Origin of the sequence: Nocardioides pini (genome assembly GCF_026712185.1) — a bacterium.
Taxonomy (GTDB): domain Bacteria; phylum Actinomycetota; class Actinomycetes; order Propionibacteriales; family Nocardioidaceae; genus Nocardioides; species Nocardioides pini.
In genome coordinates this window covers 394366-411646 of the sequence record NZ_JAPPUX010000005.1, presented here as the reverse complement: position 1 = coordinate 411646, position 17281 = coordinate 394366, and the positions used below count along the sequence as shown (strand labels likewise).

Below are 17281 nucleotides of genomic sequence, written 5' to 3'. Positions count from 1 at the left end.
CGGAGGGGGAGGCCACGCAGGGGTCATCGCCCTCCGCCCGAAGCACGAGACCAGTACGAGAGGAGGTGAACCGGCATGGTCCGACCCGTACTCGCCATGGCCGAGCTCGACGCCGAGACGGCCACGCCGCTGCCCCGACGCGAGACGCTGAGCTGCTACGTGGGCTGCGTCAACGTCACGAACGTCGTGGGCGTCAACCTCGCCCTCGCCGTCAACGCGGCCACGATCGGTTCCCAGGCCAATGCACTGGCGTTGCAGTACCTCGCCTCGGTGCAGATGCACATGCCGTGAGACCCGGCGGCGGGTGCGTTAGCTCTGGCGCACCCGCCGCCGTCACCCGACCACCTCCAGGGCACAGAGCAACCACAGAACAGACAGAGCAGACAGAGCAGACAGAGCACCCAGAGCGATGGACCTGACGACCGCAGAGCACCCGATCACCACCTCACCACCCGCCCCCGGGCAGCGGTGGCGGCAGGCGAGCGGCCTGGAGTTCCTGGGACGGGCCCAGGGCTCGGGCCTCAAGGACCCGGCGTTCCTCGTCAAGCGCAACGACGACCAGGTGGTGCAGCTGTCCGAGCTGCTCCATCTGGTGGCGCGTGCCGTCGAGCCGCCGCGGCCCGCCGAGGAGGTGGCCGCCGACGTGAGCGCGGCGTACGGACGCACCCTGACCGTCGACGGCCTGGCCCACCTGGTCACCACGCGGCTCGAGCCGCTCGGGCTGGTCGTCCCGGACGAGTCTCCCGAGCCGACCCGGTCGGCGCGGGCGCGCCCGCTCCTGGTGCTGACCGCGAAGGGCACGCTGGTGCCGGCCCGGATCGTCGACCCGCTGGCCCGCGTCCTGGCACCGATCTTCTGGCCGCCGCTGGTGGCCCTCGGGCTCGTCTCGCTCGTCGTCGCGGACGTCGCCCTGGTCACGCGGGGGGACTTGTGGGCCGCGGTCAACGAGCTCTTCGCGACCCCCACCATCGCCCTGCTCATCTACGGCCTCCTCACGGCCGCGGCCCTCGTCCACGAGTGCGGCCACGCGGCCGCCTGCCGCTACGGCGGCGCGACGCCGGGCGAGATCGGCTTCGGGCTCTACCTCGTCTTCCCCGCCTTCTACACCGACGTCACCGACTCCTACCGGCTCGGCCGGGCCGGCCGGGTGCGCACCGACCTCGGCGGGCTGCACTTCAACGCGCTCACCGTGGTCGTGCTGGCGGCGGCGTACGTCTCCACCGGCAGCGGTGTGCTGCTCCTGACCGCGCTCGTCCTGCAGATCCAGATGCTCCAGCAGCTCCTCCCGGTGGTGCGCTTCGACGGCTACTACGTGCTCTCCGACCTCGCCGGCGTGCCCGACCTGTTCGCCCGCGTCGGCCCCGTGCTGCGCAGCCTGCGGCCCGGGCACCCGGTCGACCCCCGCGTCACCGAGCTGCGTCCCCGCTCGCGGCGGTTCGTGACCGGGTGGGTGGTGGTCGTGGTGCCGCTGCTGGTCGGCGCCCTTGCCTGGGCGGTCTGGCACATGCCGGAGTTCCTCGAGCGGGGCCGCGCCGGCGTCCAGCTGCAGCAGCTGGTCTTCGACCTCGCCTGGGAGCGCCGCGACTGGGCGGCCATGGCGCTGGCCGTGGTCTCGATCGCCCTGCTGCTGCTGCCGATCCTGGGCGCGTTCCTGGCCCTGTGGCGGGTCGCGACGAGCCTGTTCCTGCTGGCCCGGACGAGGCTCGCGGCGAGCACGTCGGCATCGTACGAACCGAGCGTCCCGCCCGACCCGCCGCGGGTCGTCTCGGCCGCCGACTTCACCGACGAGGTGATGTACGCCGCCCCGGCTCCGGTCCCGACGCAGGGCTGGCGCGGCGCGGTCTACCGCGGCAGCGGCCACGTGCTGAACCCCGGTCCGAGCGCACCCGAGCAGCGTCGGCGCGAGCTCGAGCGGCGGCTGCGGACGCCGATCGACGGCTCGCGGCGGGTGGTGGTGATGAGCCGCAAGGGGGGCGTCGGCAAGACCACGATCACGCTCGCGCTCGGCAGCACCTTCGCCCTGCTGCGCGGCGACCGCGTGATCGCGGTGGACGCCAACCCCGACGCGGGCAACCTCGCCCACCGGGTGGCGCCGCCGCACGACCGCACCGTGACGGACGTGCTGCGCGACCTCGACCGGATCACGACGTACGCCGCGTTGCGTCGCTACACCTCGCAGGGCCGTCAGTCGCGGCTCGAGGTGCTCGCCTCCGACGACGACCCGCGCATCGGCATGGCGCTCGCGCGCGACGACTACCACCGGCTGATCGGGCTGCTGGACCGCTTCTACAACCTGATCCTGCTCGACACCGGCACGGGCATCCTCGACAGCGCCAACCAGGGCCTGCTCACGGAGGCCGACCAGGTGGTGCTGGTGGTGCGGGCCGGGCTGGACGGCGGGCGGGCCGGTGCGCTGACGCTGGACTGGATGGACCAGCACGGGTTCGACGACCTCGTCGCGCGGACCGTGGTCGTGGTGAACGCCGAACGGCGCGGGAGCGAGCCGCCGGAGCCGATGCGGCGGCACTTCGAGAAGCGGTGCGCCCGGGTGGTGACCGTCCCCTGGGACGACGCCCTCGAGCCGGGCGCCCTCACCGACATGTCCGCGCTGCACCGTCGTACGCGCGACGCCCTGGTCGAGATCGCGGCGGCGGTGGCGGACAACTTCGTCGTCGAGGACCAGGCGTGACCGCGCGCGTGGTGGCCGCGCACGCCGTCGTGGCGACCCTCCTGCTGGCCGGGGCGGCCCAGGCGACCTCGCGCGGACCGGCCGACGAGCGGCGCTACGTCGACGTCGTCGCGAGCGCGCAGCCGAGCGAGCAGCGCCGCGACGACAGCGACACCGTCGTGGACGAGGTCGTGGTCCGCGAGTCCGACGTCAAGGCCGACGCCGTCTCGACCAGCGTGACGACGTGCGACGGGTGCCGCGGGCAGAGCGCGGTGCTGCAAGTGGTCTACGTGACGCGGCCGGCGTCGGCGCGCTTCGACAACGTCGCCTCCGCCTGGACCCAGGACTGCTGGGACTGCCGGGCCACGGCGCTCTCGGTGCAGCTCGTCGTGATCGGTCCGGGGACCCGCGCGAGGCCGACCAACCGGGCGCTGTCCGCCGGTGATGCGTGCGCCACCTGCGTCACCGCGACCGCGGCGTTCCAGGTCGTCGCGCAGGTCGACACGGTCGGCCCGCTCCCCGACGCGGCCCTGGCCGAGGTCACGGCGTGGTTCGAGGCGCAGGCGGCCGCCCTCGAGGCGGCGGTGGTCGCCCCGCCGGCTCCGCGACGCGCCGAGCGGGCGGCGGACCGCTCGCTCGGCGAGCTGCGGCGCCTCGTCGTGCACGCCTTCGACGGCCGCACCCGTTCCGCCCGCGTGGCCCTCACCCGCTGATCAGTCGAGGCGGGCGACCAGCGGCAGCCGCGAGCGGGCGGTCAGCCCGACCACCGCTGCGGTCAGCAGCGGCAGCGCGATCACGACGGCGGCGATGAGCAGCCACGGGACGTCGAGGAAGGGGCCGTGCTCACCCGTCCCCCAGTTCGCCGAGGTGAGCGGGCGCGAGATGGCGACGCCGGGGATGAATCCCACCGCCGCCCCCAGGACGGCGCCGACGGAGCCGATGACGAGGGCGTACGCCGCCGCGACCCGGCGTCTCGTGCGCGGCGCCGCGCCGACCGCGGACAGCGTGGCCAGGTCGGGACGCGCGTCGGAGAGCGCGAGGAACGTCGCGGTGAGGGTGCCGCCCAGCATGAGCACGCCGCCCAGCACGCCGAGGACGAGCAGGACGATCGTGGCCTCCACCGGACGCTGGTAGCCGCGCTCGACGTAGACCCAGCTCTCCGGCGCGACCCCGGCGACGGCCTCCTCGATGCGCGTCTCGGTGGCCCGGTCGAGGTCACCGGTCAGGCGGAGCTCGTAGGGCACGACCGGGAGGTCGAGCTCCTCGACCACGCTGGTGGGGGCGATCGCGACCGCGGGCGCGACCGGTTGGCCCCACACGACGTAGGTCGCGGACAGCCGGTGCGTCGTCACGTCATCGGGCTGATGGGCGTCGCCGCTGGCCCACCGCTCCTCGCGCACCTCGACGGAGGTCGCGTCGACGTCGTCGTCCACGAGGACCACCAGGCCGCCCGCGGCGAGCGCCTCGTCGACGGCGGACGCCTCCGGGCCAACGATCCCCGCGTCGGCCGCGGTGTCGGCGACCAGCAGCTGGGGTCCGGAGTAGGCGAGGCCGGGGCCCTGCCAGACCTCCTCCGCCGGCACGACGTTGATCGAGGTGTAGCCGTCGGTCGAGTAGGGCTCCTCGACGCTCACGACCCGCCTGGTCGAGACGTCGCCCGCCGTGTCGCGGACGACCTGCTCCACCCGGTCGTACAGGGGTCCCGGATCGGGCGCGTCCTCGCCCAGCAGCATGGTGCCGGACCCGACGCTGACCCGGCCCTCCCCCATCGCGAGCTCGGGGGTGTAGGTGCGCTGGTTCTCGAGCTCGTCGCTGGCGTTGGCGATGCCGAGCGCCACGACGCCGGCCACCGTGGCCGCGACCGCCGCCACGGCCGGCACCGTGCGGGTGCGGTGGCGCGCGGCGTCGCGGGCGGCGTACCGCGCGGGCAGGGGCAGGCGGCCGGCCAGCCGGCCGACCAGCGCCACGACGACCGGGACCACCAGGATCATCCCGAGCACCGAGACCACGGCCGAGGCCGCCATCCAGACGGCGCCGTTGCCGCTGTCGGAGGTGACGGCGCCGTAGGACGACCCCGCGATGCCGGCTCCGAGAAGGACCAGGCCCAGGAAGGGCGTGGCGGCACGCGGCTTGCGGTCGCCGCGTCGCCCGGCGAGGACGGCGACGACGTCCTGTCGGCTCGCCAGCCACGCCGGGACGACCGAGGCGAGGAGCGCCGCGGCCAGGCCGAAGAGCGCGATCGCGGCCAACCAGCCCAGCGGCGCCTCGAACGGGCCGAACCACGATCCGTCGAAACGCTGCACCAGCGGCAGCAGCGCCCACCCGGTCAGCACGCCGAGCACCAGCCCGGCTCCGGACGCGACGGCGCCCAGGACGACGCCGCTGGCCAGGATCACGCGGCGCGACTGGGCCGGGGTGCCGCCGCAGGCAGCCATCAGCGCCAGCGACCGGGCGTGCCGGCGGGCACCCACGGCGAAGGCCGGCCCGGCGAGGAGGACGACCTCGAGCAGCGCCATGACCACGATGAGCGCAGCGACGGCGTAGACCTCGTCCTGCCCGGTGTCGTAGCCCATCTGCTCGGCCACGTCGGCGACGTCGGGCGGGTCGGTGAGGACGGCCCGCGACGCCACGATGCCGCCGAGGGCGTTGAGGGCCCGGACGTCCGACCAGGTGACCGGGTCGGGCCCGACCAGCCACTCGACGCGCGAGCCCTCGTCCTCGGGGAGAGCCGAGCCGATCGGCCCGAGCACGCTCGGCATCGTCCGGTTCTGGGCGTGCCGGCCGACCCCGACGACGGTGGCCGTGCGCACGCCGAGGTCGAGCTCGTCGCCGAGGGCGACGCCCTTGTCGAGCAGGGCCTGGTTGGCGACGACCTCGTCGGCGGCGCGCGGGAGCCGCCCCTCGGAGAGCTCGAAGAGACCGGCCGCCATCGGGTCGTCGAGGTCGACCTCGGTGACGTCGAGGTCGACCACGCGCGCGCCGATCCGGACGCCACCCCACCCCGAGCGGATGGGCAGCAGCCGGGTGTCCGGCCCGAGGACGCCGACGACGGCTGCGGCGTCGAGCGGCGCAGGATCCTCGTCCGCCGTCTCCTCCGCCTTGTCCCCCGCGCTCCCGGTCGTGTAGCCCTGCTGGGGGTCGGGCGCCTGGAGGACCGGGCCGGTGCCCTCGGTCCACACGCGGGCCGCTGCCGCACCCATCCGGCGGTCGACGCCCTCGGCGCCGCGCACCTGGGAGGTCTTGATCACGACCGCCGCGGCGCTGACGGCCAGCACCGGCAGCGCGACCATGACGAGCACCAGGATGCTGCGCCCGCGGTGCCGCAGTGCGTCGCGCCAGGCGATCCGGAAGGCGGGCTGCCAGCCGCTCACCGGGCGGACTCGAGCAGCTCGTCGGGCTCGTCGACGCCGGTCTCGTCGACCACGACCCCGTCACGGAGGAAGACGACCCGGTCGGCCCAGGCAGCGTGCCGGGCCTCGTGGGTCACCATCACCCCCGCCGCGCCGGCGTCGCACCGCGCGCGCAGCAGGCGGAGGATCTCCTCCCCGGTGTCGGTGTCCAGCGCGCCGGTGGGCTCGTCGGCGAGGATCAGCCGGCGGTCGCCGACGATCGCGCGGGCGATGGCGACGCGCTGCTGCTGGCCGCCGGACATCTCGTCGGGGAAGCGGTCCGCGAGGTCGACGATCCCGACCTCCTCCAGCGCGGCCAGCGCCAGGCGGCGGGCGACGCGGCCCTTCTCGCCGTCGAGCTCGCGCGGGAGGGCGACGTTCTCGGCGGCGGTGAGCGCGGGGATGAGGTTGAAGTCCTGGAAGACGTAGCCCACTGACGTACGTCGCATCCGGGCGCGGCCGGCGTTGTCCAGCGAGGCGAGGTCGGTGCCCTCGATCCACACCGAGCCGGAGGTCGGGGCGTCGAGCCCGCCGGCCAGGGTCAGCAGCGTCGACTTGCCCGAGCCCGACGGGCCCATCACGGCGACGAGCTCGCCGGGGTGCGCGCGGAAGGTCACCCCGCGCAACGCGTGGACCTCGGCGGCGCCCTCGCCGTGGACGCGCGTGACGGCGGCAAGGTGGAGGACGGCGTTCATCGAGCGGCCCCCTCGGTGGTCGACGCGGCAGGGGCGTCACGGCGTACGTCCGTGCGCTCGGTCGCCGCCCGCCGCAGCCTCGCCTCGCAGTGGTCGAGCCAGCGCACCTCGGCCTCGGCGTCGAAGACGAGCGCGTCGAGGACCAGGCTCCAGGCGAGGTCGGCCGGCTCCTCCGGCCGGGCGGCGCGGCCCGAGCGCTTGAGGCGCGTGTAGTCCTGCAGGGAGGCCATCGTGGCGGTGCGCTGGCGCTGGATGATCGTGCCGACGTCGACCCCCGGCAGCGTGACCGCGAGGGCCAGCTTGATCGCGAGCTCGTCGCGCGGGGGCTGGGTGCGAGGCACCGGGGTGGCGAACCACTCCGACACCTCGCCCCGTCCCGCCTCGGTGGCGCGGTAGCTGACGTGCTGGCGGTCGCTGCCCGCGTCCGCGGCCTCGTCGGTCTCGTCGGCACCCCCGTGTCCGACGACCTCGACCAGTCCGTCGCGCTCGAGCCGGGTCAGGGTCGTGTAGACCTGCCCGATGTTGAGCGGCCAGGTCTCCCCCGTCCGCTGCTCGAACTCCGCCCGCAGCTGGTAGCCGTACATCGGCCCCTGCTCCAGGATCGCCAGCATCGCCTGCCGGATCGACATCCACGCCTCCGTGACTCGTCCACCGTCCCCCGTCGGCCGATGGATACCGGGTATGTATACCACGTATGCATGGGGCCGACGTCCCCTGTCGGGGTAGTCCGACACCTAGAGGGGGTTGTGCGCCCCTTCCAGTGACGGACTCCCCGCTCGAGCGGGGACTCTGCGGGGACTCTGCGGGGGGAGGGAGCCAGGCATCTCAGACGGCGGCGACCGTCAGCACGACCCGGGCGCGCTCGTCGCCGGCGATCCAGCGCCGGCGGGCGCGGAGCAGGCGGCGGGTCGACCAGGCGAGGAAGGGCAGGGCGGCCACGGCGGGGGCCCAGGCCCACGGCAGCGCGGCGAGCGCGGTGAAGAGCATCGCGGTGAGGGTGGTGACCAGCGAGAGCCTCCCGGCGTACCCGGCCATCGCCGCGTGGGGCGCCGGTGTGGCGCGCGGGGAGGACAGGTCGACGCCGAAGGGCGAGCGGATCGACCAGGTCATCACGATCGCGAGGACCTGCACGACCACGACGAGCCAGCACGACGCCACGGCGACGCCGGTCCCGAGCGGCGGCAGGCCGTTGCGCAGCAGCGCGAGCACGACGGTCACCCCCGACACGGCTGCCATGCACTCGGCGACGACGAGGGCGCGTACGTCGAACACGTCGCGGGCCGAGACCGGCAGCGTCTCGCGCCAGACCATGCCCTTGCCGTCGAGGCACCAGGCGTTCACGCCGAAGAGCAGTGCCGCGCCGCTGGCGGCGAGACCGGGGAGCAGCAGCACCGTCCCCCACTCGAGGCCGGCGAGGAGCGCGACGAGGCCGGGGCCCATCCCGAGGACGATGAGGCCGCGACGCATGCCGACCGACCTCCAGACCGACCCGCGGTCGAGGCGCCGCAGGAGCGCGCGGTCGCCCGAGCCCCACCGCGGCTCGGGCAGGGGGCGCGCCTCGTGCACGCCGGACTGCACCCGCAGCTCCTCGCGCGGCGGCAGCCCGAGGGCCCAGGCCGCGGGGGCTCCGCCCACCACCACGGCGAGCACGGCGAGCGCCACCAGGCCCAGCGCCGCGACCGGCCACCGGTCGTCCTGCATCGCACCGGCGACCCAGGTCGTCGGCAGCCCCTCGACGACCGGGCGCAGCCGTCCCGTGAGGTGCAGGGCACCCGCGACGAGCGCGAGCGAGATGCCGGCGACCCGGACGACGAGGACGCCGTGCGGCGTGCGTCGTACGCCCTCGACGGCCCAGCCCACGACCTGCCCGAGTGCGGTCGCGGCGAGCACCCACGCCACGACCACGGCCTGCGCACCCAGGCGCGCCTCGGCCGGCGTGACCAGCGCGACGACGGCGAGCAACCCCCAGACCTGGATGAGCCAGGCGAGGTTGAGCGGGGCGAGGGCGAGCGCACCGAGGTGCTCCGTGCGCGGGCCGAGCGGATGGATCGAAGCCTCGCCGCGCGAGAGCAGCTCGCGGCCGCCGCCCGAGCTCGTCGCCGACACCACCGACAGCACCAGCGTCCCGGCGAGGGCCGCGCCGACGTTGCCGCTGAGGGCGTCGACGAGGGTGTCGAGGATGTCACCGACCGCCCCGTCCGCATCGACGTCCGCGGGGCCGACGGCGGAGAGGATCGTCAGCAGCAGCACGGCGCCGGCACCCGCCGCCGCGGCACCGCGACGGCGTACGGTCCGGGCACGGAACGCCACCAGGTGACCGGCGTCGCGCAGCGCGTCCCCCCAGCCGTCGGGCGCGCGGGTGGGCTCAGTCGAGGAGCGCACGGTAGGCCTCGCCGGTGAGGTCGGCGGCCTGCATCGCGGCGACCCGGTTGCCGCCGCGCAGCACGACGGCCTCGCCGCAGGCCTCGAGCGCGAGGTCGCGCAGGTGGGTGGAGAGCAGGACGCAGGCGCCGCGGGCGCGCGCGTCGGCGACGACCTCCAGCGTCGCCTCGACGCCGAGCGGGTCGACGCCGTCGAAGGGCTCGTCGAGGAGCAGCACGGCCGGCTCGTGGAGCGCCGCCAGCACCACGCTGAGGCGGCGGCTCATGCCGTGGCTGAAGCCGCCGACCACCCGGTGCGCGACGTCGCCGAGCTCGAAGCGCTCGAGGAGGTCGCGCCCACGCTCCTCCCAGTCGCCCATCCGGCGCAGGCGGGCACTGAGCTGCAGGTGCTCCCACGGGGTCGCCCGCGGGACAAGCCCGCCGACGTCGGGGCAGTAGCCGACCGCGCGCTTCACGCCGAGCGCGTCGGTGGCCGCGTCGTGGCCGGCGACGGTGACCGTGCCGGAGGTGGGCGGGACGACACCGGCGAGGACCTTCATGGTCGTCGACTTGCCGGCGCCGTTGCGGCCCAGCAGGGCCGTCGCGCGGCCGCTCTCGGCGACCAGGTCCACCCCCGAGACCGCCTCGACGTCGCCGAAGCGGACGTGCAGGTCGCGGACGACGACGGCGGGGGTCTGGCTCACCCCCCAATCCTCGCCGACCTCCCTCTTCCTCGCGGCAGAATGCGCCGACCGGGCACCTCCAGCGCGAGGAAGTGCCCGGTCGGCGGTCTGCAGCGCGAGGAAGTGCCCGGTCGGCGGTCTGCAGCGCGAGGAAGTGCCCGGTGGTCAGGCGGGGAAGGTCTCGCCCTGCTCCGCCATCTCGCGCAGGCGTGCCGTGGGCCGGAAGCGCTCGCCGTAGGCCTCGGCCAGCTCGTCGGCGCGGGCCACGAAGGCCGCCAGGCCGATCGGCCCGACGCCGTGGCCGGTCTCGTCGAGCGCCTGCCAGCCGGTCATGAACTGCGCCGCGCCGCCGGTCAGCGCCGGGAAGCCGATGCCCATGATCGAGCCGATGTTGGCCGCGGCGGCCGAGGTGATCACGCCCTCCTCGAAGCACTTCGCGGTCTCGAGCGCCTCGATGAAGAGCATCCGGTCGCGCACGTCGCGGATCGGGGGCTGCTGCTCCGCGACGGGGAAGTGCTCGGCGAGCCCGGGCCACAGCGTCGTACGACGTCCGGACTCGTCGTAGTCGTAGAAGCCCGCACCCTTGAGGCGCGACGGGCGGCCGAGGCCGATCATCGTCGTGATCACGTCGCCGGCGGGGTCGGGCCCGAGGTCGATGCCCTCGCGCTCGGCCGCGTCGGCGGTGGCCTTGCGGATCTTGGCCATCAGCTCCATGTTGAGCTCGTCGCTGATCTGCAGCGGGCCGACCGGGAAGCCGGCCGAGGTGGCGGCGCGCTCCAGCGAGACCGGGTGGACGCCCTCGGCGAGCATCGCGAGACCCTCGTTGATCTGCGTGCCGATGACGCGCGAGGTGTAGAAGCCGCGCGAGTCGTTGACGACGATCGGCGTCTTGCGGATCTGATGAACGACGTCGTAGGCCTTCGCCAGCGCGACGTCGGAGGTCTCCCTGCCGCGGATGATCTCGACCAGCGGCATCTTGTCGACGGGGCTGAAGAAGTGCAGCCCGATGAAGTCGGCGGGGCGGTCGACGCCGGTCGCGAGCTCGGTGATCGGCAGGGTCGAGGTGTTGGAGCACAGCAGCGCGTCGTCGTCGACGTACGGCGCGACCTCGGCGAAGACCTTGGCCTTGAGCGACGGGTCCTCGAAGACGGCCTCGATCACCAGGTCGCAGCCGGCCAGGTCGGCGGCGTCGGCGGTGGGCGTGATGCGGCCCAGGAGCTCGTCGGCCTTGTCCTGGCTGATCTTGCCGCGCTCGACGCCCTTGGCGTTGAGCTTCGCGGTGTAGGCCCTGCCCTTCTCGGCCGCCTCGAGCGAGACGTCCTTGAGCACGACCTGCATGCCGGCGCGGGCGCAGGAGTAGGCGATGCCGGCGCCCATCATCCCGGCGCCGAGGACGGCCACCTTCGTCGCCTGCCAGCGCTCGATGCCCTGCGGGCGCAGCGAGCCGGAGTTGATGGCCTGAAGGTCGAAGAAGAAGGCCTGGATCATGTTCTTGGCCTGCTGGTTGACGACCAGGTTCGTGAAGTAGCGGCTCTCGATGCGCGAGGCGGTGTCGAAGTCCACCTGCGCGCCCTCGACGGCGGCGCTCATGATCGCCCGCGGCGCGGGGTAGACCGCACCCTTCGTCTGCTTGCGCAGCAGGGCGGGGAAGGCCGGCAGGAACTGCGCGAGCGCCGGGGTCCGCGGGGTTCCACCGGGCATCTTGTAGCCGGGGCGGTCCCACGGGTTCGACGCTGCGTCCTCGTCGTCGCGGTGCGCGAGGATCCATGCCTTCGCGGCCGGCACGAGCTCCTCGCGGGTCGGCACGACCGCGTCGATGAGGCCCTTGGCGAGCGCGCCCTGCGGGTCGAACTGGGTGCCGGGCATGAGGACGTCCATCAGTGCGGACTGGAGCCCCAGCATGCGTACGACGCGGGTGACGCCGCCGCCGCCCGGGAGCAGGCCGAGCGTGGCCTCGGGCAGCCCGATCTTGACCGAGCGGTCGTCGACGGCGATGCGGCGGTTGGCGGCCAGCGCGATCTCCAGGCCGCCGCCCAGCGCCGCGCCGTTGATGGCGGCCACGACCGGGCGCGGGAACCTCTCGAGGCGACGGAGGCTGGCCTTGACGGCCTCGCCCATCGCGAAGATCTCCTCGGCGTCGGCGGGCGTCGCCTTCATCATGCTCTTGAGGTTGCCGCCGGCGAAGAAGGTCTTCTTCGCGCTGGCGAGGACGACGCCGGTGACGTCGTCCTGCTCCTCGTGCAGGCGCTGGACGGCGGCCTCCATCGACGACTGGTACAGCTCGTTCATCGTGTTGGCGCTGGCCGTCGGGTCGTCGAGGGTCAGGGTGACGATGCCGTCGGCGTCCCTGTCGTAGCGGACGGCGGTCTGGGTCTCAGTGGATGTCATGTGGGGTTCTCTCACTCGCTGGTCGAGTAGGGCCGAGGAACGAGGTCCGTATCGAGACCTGGCTCGCGGCTGGGGTGGTCTGTCGTCTGATCGGGTCTCGATACAGCGCGGTCACGACCTCGTTCCTCGGCCGTGCGCGCCACTCGACCACCGTCAGCTGGCCTGAGCTCGTCCCTCGCTCAGACCAGCTCGACGATCGTGGCGATGCCCATGCCGCCGCCGACGCAGAGCGTGGCGAGGCCGCGCTTCTGGTCGCGGCGGGCGAGCTCGTCGACGAGGGTGCCGAGGATCATCGCGCCGGTGGCGCCGAGCGGGTGGCCCATCGCGATCGCGCCACCGTTGACGTTGGTGACGTCGTGGCTGATGCCCATGTCGCGCATGAAGCGCATCGCGACGGCGGCGAACGCCTCGTTGATCTCCCACAGGTCGATGTCGTCGACCTCGAGGCCGGCGCGGGCGAGGGCCTTGCGCGCAGCGGGGGCGGGGCCGGTCAGCATGATCGTCGGGTCGGCGCCCGAGACGGCGGTCGAGATGATCCGCGCCCGCGGCGTCAGGCCCAGCGACGTACCGACCTCCTCGGTGCCGATCGCCATCACGGCCGCGCCGTCGACGATGCCGGAGGAGTTGCCGGCGTGGTGGACGTGGTCGATCGCGGGGATCCAGTGGTATTTCTCCAGCGCGACGTCGTCGAAGCCGGCGTCGCGGCCGATCTGGGCGAACGACGGCTTGAGGCCGGCGAGGCCCTCGACGGAGGTGTCCGGGCGGACGGTCTCGTCGCGGTCCAGCACGGTCACGCCGCTGAGGTCCCTGACCGGGATGACGGCGTCGTCGAAGTAGCCGTTGGCCCATGCCTTGGCGGCGCGGTGGTGGGACTCGGCGGCGTAGGCGTCGACGTCCTCGCGGCTCCAGCCCTCGATCGTGGCGATGAGGTCGGCGCCGATGCCCTGCGGCACGAAGCCGGTCTGCAGCGCGGTGGCGGGGTCCATGGCCCAGGCGCCGCCGTCGCTGCCCATCGGGACGCGGCTCATCGACTCGACGCCGCCGGCGATGAGGAGGTCCTCGAAGCCCGAGCGCACCCGCTGGGCGGCCTGGTTGACGGCCTCGAGGCCCGAGGCGCAGAAGCGGTTGAGCTGCACGCCGGCGACGGTCTCGGGGTAGCCGGCCTTGAGCGCGGCGGTCTTGGCGATGTCGCCGCCCTGGTCGCCGATGGGGGTCACGACCCCGAGCACGACGTCGTCGACGCGGGCCGGGTCGAGCGTGGGGTTGCGGGTCTTGAGCTCGTCGAGGAGTCCGACGACCAGGTCCACCGGCTTCACCTCGTGCAGCGAGCCGACGGCCTTGCCGCGGCCGCGAGGTGTGCGGATGTGGTCGTAAACGAATGCTTCTGCCATGTGGGCGATTGTGACACCATTACTGTCACAGTCCAACAGGTGTGGCGCGCGTCACCCACCCGACGGGGTCTCCAGTCGGGAGGGCTGCTGAGGAGAGGATGGTCCGGTGGAGACCGAGCTGCATGCCGACCTGCCGGACGGGCAGGACGCCGAGCTGCTGACCCTGGACGAGCTGACCGAGCGCACCGGCGTCAGCGCGCGCAACGTCCGCTTCTACGCCTCCCGCGGCCTGGTGCCGCCGCCCGTGCGACGCGGCCGCTCGGGCTACTACGGACCCGACCACGTCGCCCGCCTCGAGCTGGTCCGCGAGCTGCAGGGCCACGGCTTCACGCTGTCGGCGATCGAGAAGTACGTCGAGCAGATCCCGGCCACCGCCACGCCGTCCGACATCGCCCGCCACCTCTCCCTGCTCGCGCCCGTCACCGGCGACCGCGACGTCGACGTGCACGGTGGCCTCTCGGGCATGGGCATCTCCCCCGAGGCCGCCGAGGCGGTCGCTGAGGTCTACGCCGCGCACGGTCGCCAGGTGGCCGAGGAGCTCTCGGAGATCGTCCGCACGAAGGTGTGGCCGCAGTTCCGCGAGGCCGGCTACACGGCCGAGCAGCTGCGCGAGTTCATCCACCGCCTCAAGCCGCTCACCATCGCCGGCCTCGTCACGGCCTACGAGCAGGCGATCGACGAGAGCCACGCGTCGTACGACAGCAGGCGGCGATGACCGGGGCGGTGGTCTACCTCCTCTTCGGACTGTCCCTGCTCCTGGCCATCAGCCTGCCCCAGCTCACGCACCGCATCCCCGTCTCGCCGCCGATGGTGCTCGTCGGCGTCGGACTGCTGATCGGCCTGCTGCCGTTCGACGACGCGGTGAGCCTCGACCCGCAGGACCACCGCGACGTCGTCACGCACGTCACCGAGTTCACCGTGCTGGTCTCGCTGATGGGCGTCGGGCTGGCGATCGACCGCACCCTCGACCCGAGGTCGTGGCGCTCGTGGCGCACCTGGTCCCCCGTGTGGCGGCTGCTGCTCGTCGCGATGCCGCTGACGATCCTCGGCGTCGCGCTCGTCGGGTGGTGGGTGGCGGGGCTGGCGCCGGCGGTCGCGCTGCTCCTCGGCGCCGCGCTCGCGCCCACCGACCCCGTGCTGGCCTCGGACGTGCAGGTGGGCGAGCCGCTCACCGACGGCGTCGAGGGCGGCCCCGGGGAGGAGGGCGAGGTGGATCCCCGCGAGGCGGACGACGACATCCGGTTCGCACTCACGGCGGAGGCCGGCCTCAACGACGGCCTCGCCTTCCCCTTCGTGCACCTGGCCCTCCTGCTGCTGGCCGGCGGGTTCGGCCTGGCCGACGCCGGGGTCTGGGTGGGGTGGTACCTCGTCGGCAAGGTCGTGGTGGGCGTGCTTGTGGGACTGGCCGGCGGCTGGCTGCTGGGTCGCCAGGCCTTCCGCGCCCGCAGCGACAAGCTGCGGCTGGCCGACCACGGGGAGCCGATGCTGGCCCTCGCCGCGCTCCTGGCGGCGTACGGCGCGGCGGAGCTGGTCGGCGGCTACGGCTTCCTGGCCGTCTTCACCTGCGCGATGAGCCTCCGCGCCTCGCACCACGGCCACTCCTACCAGCGCGCCATGCACGGGGTGGTCGAGCGGCTCGAGCGGTTGATGACGCTGCTCGTGCTGCTGGTCCTCGGGATGGCGATGACCCGCGGGCTCCTCGAGCACCTCGACTGGCGCGGCGTCACCGTGGCGCTGTCCCTCGTGCTGGTCGTGCGTCCGCTCGCCGGTTGGGTCGCCGTGGGCGTCAAGCCTCGGGAGGAGCGCCTGGACGGCGGCCTCGACCGCGGCGAGATGGCGGCCGTCGCGTTCTTCGGTGTCCGGGGCGTCGGGTCGCTCTACTACCTGGCCTACGCCGTGAGCCACGAGGACGTCCCGGGCGAGGCGTGGCTGTGGTCGACGGTGACCTTCACCGTCGTGGTCTCGGTGCTCCTCCACGGGGCGACGGCCACCCCCACGATGGCCCGCCTCGACGAGCGCCGGAAGGCCGCGTCCCGGGCTTCGTGAGGCGCGCATGCGGACCGTGCTGAGAGAGTGGCCGCATGTCGACAGTTCTCGTCACCGGCGCCACGGGCTTCATCGGCCGCCGCCTCGTCCCCGCCCTGCTCGACGCCGGCCACGACGTCCGGGCCATGACCCGGCGCCCGGAGTCGTACGACGGCCCCGGACAGCCGGTCGGCGCCGACGTGTCGGACCGGTCCTCGCTCGACGAGGCGCTGCGCGACGTGGACGTCGCGATCTACCTCGTCCACTCCCTCGACGACCCCGACTTCGAGCGGAAGGACGCCGAGGCGGCGCGCACCTTCAGCGCCGCGGCGGCCGCGGCCGGGGTCAAGCAGATCGTCTACATGGGCGGGCTCGGCGACGACGACCAGCAGCTGTCGGCGCACCTCCGGTCGCGACGCGAGGTCGAGGAGCTGCTCGGCGGTGACGGCGTGCCCGTCACCGTGCTGCGGGCGGCGATCGTCGTCGGCCACGGCGGCATCTCGTGGGAGCTCACCCGGCAGCTGGTCAAGAACCTGCCCGCGATGGTCGTGCCCAAGTGGGTCGGCACCCGCACCCAGCCCATCTCGATCGACGACGTCGTGCGCTACCTCGCAGGAGTCGTCGACCACCCCGACGCGATCGGCCGGGTCTTCGAGATCGGCGGGCCCGACCAGCTCACCTACAAGGAGATGCTGCTGGTCGCCAACGAGGAGAGCGACGGGCGGCGGATCCCCATCGTGGTCCTGCCGCTGCTGACGCCGCGGCTGTCGTCGTACTGGCTGGCGCTGGTCACCGACGTCGACGTCACGACCGGGCGCAACCTCATCGACTCGATGTCGACCGAGGTCGTCGTGCGCGACACCTCGATCCGTGACGTGGTGCCGGGCGAGCCGCTGTCCTACCGCGAGTCGGTGCGCCGCGCGCTGGCGGAGCGTGCCGCAGCGGATCGCTGAGCTCAGGAGAAGAGCAACGGCAGCAGGAACAGCATCGACAGCGACCACGTGATGTGGGTCAGGATCGGGGCCAGCACACCACCGCTGGCGCGCCTCTCCAGGCCGCAGACGGCGCCGAGCACGATGGCGGCGAAGCCGAGCATCACGTTGCCGGTGGCCAGGGTCGCCACCACGTAGGCGAGGGTGGTCCAGAGGACCGGGTGCCGGGGGATCGCGGCGTACATCGCACCGCGGAAGAACAGCTCCTCGGCGATGCCGTTGACGAAGGTGATGACCGCCAGGATCGCCAGGGAGCCCTCGTCGGCGTACGCCAGGACCGAGCTGACGTAGTCGGCGAGGGGGTCGATCTCGCGGACGACGAGCGAGCCGAGGACGAAGATCCCGACCAGCAGCAGGCCGAGCAGGATCGGGGCGAGGATCGGCCGGACGAAGACCTCGCCCTCGCCGGCGATGCGGCCGAGGTGGAGCCGGCCGGACAGGAAGGCCCCCGCCGCCCAGACACCGGCGAGCACGACCGCCGCGACGTAGAAGGCGTTGCCGCCGGGCTCGAGGCGCAGCGACCAGCCGAGGACGACCGCACCGACGAGCACCACGACCGCCGCCACCAGCTGGCGGCGCCGGAACGCCTCCGCGGTGTCGCGCTGGTCGCGCGGGACCACGTCCCACAGCGATCGCCGGATGAAGGTGCGCATGACCTGCAGCCTAGGAGGGCGCTGCTAGGGCCGGCCG

At 73.7% G+C, this 17281-nt stretch carries 14 protein-coding genes; 6 read left to right on the top strand and 8 right to left on the bottom strand.

Annotation, left to right across the window (positions count from 1 at the left end):
* Positions 1–75 precede the first annotated feature (75 nt).
* The 3 genes from NYO98_RS18860 to NYO98_RS18850 all read left to right on the top strand — a co-directional run bounded on the left by NYO98_RS18860 (position 76) and on the right by NYO98_RS18850 (position 3381).
* Positions 76–291 carry a hypothetical protein gene (locus NYO98_RS18860; RefSeq protein ID WP_268113336.1) on the top strand — a complete coding sequence of 72 codons (216 nt, stop codon included), beginning with the start codon at positions 76–78 and terminating at the stop codon, positions 289–291.
* A 118-nt stretch (positions 292–409) separates the two neighbouring features.
* Positions 410–2689: a MinD/ParA family ATP-binding protein gene (locus tag NYO98_RS18855; protein WP_268113335.1), complete on the top strand. Its 2280-nt coding sequence runs from the start codon at positions 410–412 to the stop codon at positions 2687–2689.
* Positions 2686–3381: a hypothetical protein gene (locus tag NYO98_RS18850; RefSeq protein WP_268113334.1), complete on the top strand. Its 696-nt coding sequence runs from the start codon at positions 2686–2688 to the stop codon at positions 3379–3381. Before NYO98_RS18855 ends, NYO98_RS18850 begins: the two co-directional genes overlap by 4 nt.
* Here the strand turns inward: NYO98_RS18850 and NYO98_RS18845 are convergent, their stop codons facing one another.
* The 7 genes from NYO98_RS18845 to NYO98_RS18815 all read right to left on the bottom strand — a co-directional run bounded on the left by NYO98_RS18845 (position 3382) and on the right by NYO98_RS18815 (position 13574).
* The gene (locus tag NYO98_RS18845) at positions 3382–6039 is read right to left on the bottom strand and encodes an ABC transporter permease (protein WP_268113333.1); all 2658 of its coding nucleotides are present in this window, start codon (positions 6037–6039) and stop codon (positions 3382–3384) included.
* Positions 6036–6752: an ABC transporter ATP-binding protein gene (locus tag NYO98_RS18840; RefSeq protein WP_268113331.1), complete on the bottom strand. Its 717-nt coding sequence runs from the start codon at positions 6750–6752 to the stop codon at positions 6036–6038. The genes NYO98_RS18845 and NYO98_RS18840 overlap by 4 nt, the downstream gene beginning before the upstream one ends.
* Positions 6749–7381, bottom strand: coding sequence for a PadR family transcriptional regulator (locus NYO98_RS18835; protein WP_268113330.1), 633 nt, complete (start codon positions 7379–7381; stop codon positions 6749–6751). The genes NYO98_RS18840 and NYO98_RS18835 overlap by 4 nt, the downstream gene beginning before the upstream one ends.
* Positions 7382–7577: 196 nt before the next feature.
* Entirely contained in the window at positions 7578–9134 is a 1557-nt protein-coding gene (locus NYO98_RS18830) for a hypothetical protein (protein ID WP_268113329.1), read from the bottom strand.
* Positions 9118–9816, bottom strand: coding sequence for an ABC transporter ATP-binding protein (locus NYO98_RS18825; RefSeq protein ID WP_268113328.1), 699 nt, complete (start codon positions 9814–9816; stop codon positions 9118–9120). Before NYO98_RS18825 ends, NYO98_RS18830 begins: the two co-directional genes overlap by 17 nt.
* A 144-nt stretch (positions 9817–9960) precedes the next feature.
* Positions 9961–12183, bottom strand: coding sequence for a 3-hydroxyacyl-CoA dehydrogenase NAD-binding domain-containing protein (locus NYO98_RS18820; RefSeq protein ID WP_268113327.1), 2223 nt, complete (start codon positions 12181–12183; stop codon positions 9961–9963).
* Between the two features lie 179 nt (positions 12184–12362).
* Positions 12363–13574, bottom strand: a complete 1212-nt coding sequence (locus NYO98_RS18815; RefSeq protein WP_268113326.1) for an acetyl-CoA C-acetyltransferase — start codon at positions 13572–13574, stop codon at positions 12363–12365.
* Positions 13575–13680: 106 nt separating this feature from the next.
* On the opposite strand from NYO98_RS18815, the gene NYO98_RS18810 reads away from it, so the two are divergent.
* From NYO98_RS18810 to NYO98_RS18800, 3 genes are read left to right on the top strand one after another with little or no spacing between them, the layout of a single operon-like run.
* On the top strand, positions 13681–14289 hold the full coding sequence (locus tag NYO98_RS18810; protein WP_268113325.1) for a helix-turn-helix domain-containing protein: 609 nt from the start codon (positions 13681–13683) through the stop codon (positions 14287–14289).
* Positions 14286–15620, top strand: a complete 1335-nt coding sequence (locus tag NYO98_RS18805) for a cation:proton antiporter domain-containing protein (protein WP_268113324.1) — start codon at positions 14286–14288, stop codon at positions 15618–15620. Before NYO98_RS18810 ends, NYO98_RS18805 begins: the two co-directional genes overlap by 4 nt.
* Positions 15621–15655: 35 nt before the next feature.
* A complete protein-coding gene (locus NYO98_RS18800) occupies positions 15656–16552 on the top strand; it encodes an NAD(P)H-binding protein (RefSeq protein WP_268113323.1) in 897 nt (298 codons plus the stop codon).
* 2 nt (positions 16553–16554) lie between these two features.
* Here NYO98_RS18800 and NYO98_RS18795 read toward each other — a convergent pair whose 3' ends face one another.
* Positions 16555–17244: a CPBP family intramembrane glutamic endopeptidase gene (locus NYO98_RS18795; protein ID WP_268113322.1), complete on the bottom strand. Its 690-nt coding sequence runs from the start codon at positions 17242–17244 to the stop codon at positions 16555–16557.
* Positions 17245–17281 lie beyond the last annotated feature (37 nt).